The following is a 1,741-nucleotide window of genomic DNA, read 5'->3' as shown; positions in this document are numbered from 1 at the left end:
TGGCCGGTGACGGCATCGACGTCGAGCTGGTCCTGCAGAAGGGCGCCGGGGACATTCCCGAAAATGCGGTGGCCGTGGTGGCCAACCGGTCGGCGATCGGTGAGCAGTACCTGGATCTGCAGCCGGCCGACGATTCGGGGCCGTATCTGCGTGACGGCTCGCGGATCGAGGGGATGACCCCTCCGCCGCAGGTCAATGAGGTGGTCGACGACGCCATCACGCTGACCGAGTCGGTGCCGACCGATGATCTGCACACCGTGGTGACCGAGCTGGGCAAGGCCTTCAACGGGCAGGCCGACAATCTGACCCGGCTGATCGATTCGCTCGAGAAGCTGTCGAAGACCGGTGTGGACGATCTGGATCAGACCATCTCGCTGATCCGCAACGCCGATCCGGTGCTCGGCACGCAGGCCGAACAGTCCGACGCGATCCTGGACTGGTCGAAGAATCTGGAGTTGATCACCGCGCAGCTGGCGTCGTCGGATCCGGCGGTGCGCCGCATCCTCTCCGACGGTCAGCTCACCGCCACGGAGCTGTCGTCGTTCCTGCAGAAGCACGGCGACGATGCGACCTCGCTGATCCATCAGCTCGGCGAGACGGTGCACACCATCGAACCGGCAACCTTCTCCACCGGCATGCTGTTCTACATGCTCTCGTCGCTGTCGGCGTCGAGCCACACCACCGGCTCGCCCGACGGTCAGATCCACTTCGGCATCGTGCTGGAGACGAACCATCCGGCCGAGTGCACCCGGGGCTATGAGAGCACCGCGCAGATGATCAAGGACATCAAGGCCAAGAACCCGGACTTCGACATCAACACCGACGATTTCCCGTTCAACACCGAGGCGGGCTGCAAGGTTCCGGTGGGCAATCCGACGTCCGTGCGCGGCGGTGAGCGGGCGGTTCTGTCCAACCCGGCGTACCCGCAGCCGTGGGACGACATCGCCAAGAAGGATCCGGACAAGCTCAACCTGAACCCGGTGGCGCAGCAGATGGCGGCCCTGATGGGGATCCGTTCCAAGTAGTTCGGTGGCGTCGATCACCTTGTCCCAGAACTGATTTGCATCGGCCGTTCATGCCCCTGTAACGTAGTTCTCGCAACGCGGGGTGGAGCAGCTCGGTAGCTCGCTGGGCTCATAACCCAGAGGTCGTAGGTTCAAATCCTGCCCCCGCTACCACGCACCGGCCCCGGCCAGACACAGTCTTGCCGGGGCCGGACGCATCTGCGGAGTGCGGCGTCTCTCGGCTTCCCGGCTTCCGCGTCTCGGCGGGGCGCGCATCGTCGGCAGCGGGTTAAAGGCCAAAATGTGTGTACGGCCTGTCCGGCGTGTCGTGGTTTCTGGTGTGTTTAGTGGGAGCGGCCGCCCCATCCGTGTTGGATTCCGTTGCCGTCTTCCCAGCTGAAGGCGGTGCCGAAGGCGGGGCCGGTGGGTTCATCCTCAACCGGGGTCTGGTTCGGGCGGGCTGGTGGCGGGTTGTGGTGCTCGGGTCGGACCAGGCTCCAGGGGTCGTGGGGGTTGGCGGTGAGGCTATTGAGTTTCCATTCCGCGGCTCTGCGGGCGTGTTCGGTGAGGAATCCTCGGTGGAGGCGGAAGAGGTCTTTGAGGGCTTTGTTCGGGCCGCCTTCGAGGGGTGAGGTGGTGCGCTGGAGCGGGGTGGTCTGATCGGTCAGGCGCGGGTCGAGCCAGGTGAACAGGTGCTCGTCGAGCTTCCGCCGGGCTTGTTTCGGGAGTTTCTGGAG

General features: G+C 65.0%; 1 protein-coding gene, 1 tRNA gene and 1 pseudogene. 2 read left to right on the top strand and 1 reads right to left on the bottom strand.

Features of this window, described 5'->3' with window-relative positions; translation table 11 throughout:
* Nucleotides 1–1,025: mammalian cell entry protein (locus ACJMNC_RS07185; RefSeq protein WP_408947260.1), on the top strand; the 1,025-nt coding region annotated here is incomplete at its 5' end.
* Between the two features lie 76 nt (nt 1,026–1,101).
* Nucleotides 1,102–1,178: transfer RNA gene (locus tag ACJMNC_RS07180), tRNA-Met, on the top strand.
* Between the two features lie 170 nt (nt 1,179–1,348).
* Here the strand turns inward: ACJMNC_RS07180 and ACJMNC_RS07175 are convergent.
* A pseudogene (locus tag ACJMNC_RS07175) lies at nt 1,349–1,741 on the bottom strand (IS256 family transposase); the annotation flags it as partial.

Origin of the sequence: Gordonia sp. VNK21 (assembly GCF_046098115.1) — a bacterium.
In the GTDB taxonomy this organism is placed as follows: Bacteria; Actinomycetota; Actinomycetes; order Mycobacteriales; family Mycobacteriaceae; genus Gordonia.
The sequence above is the reverse complement of the archived record's forward strand: the minus strand, read 5'-3'. Positions and strand labels throughout refer to the sequence as shown.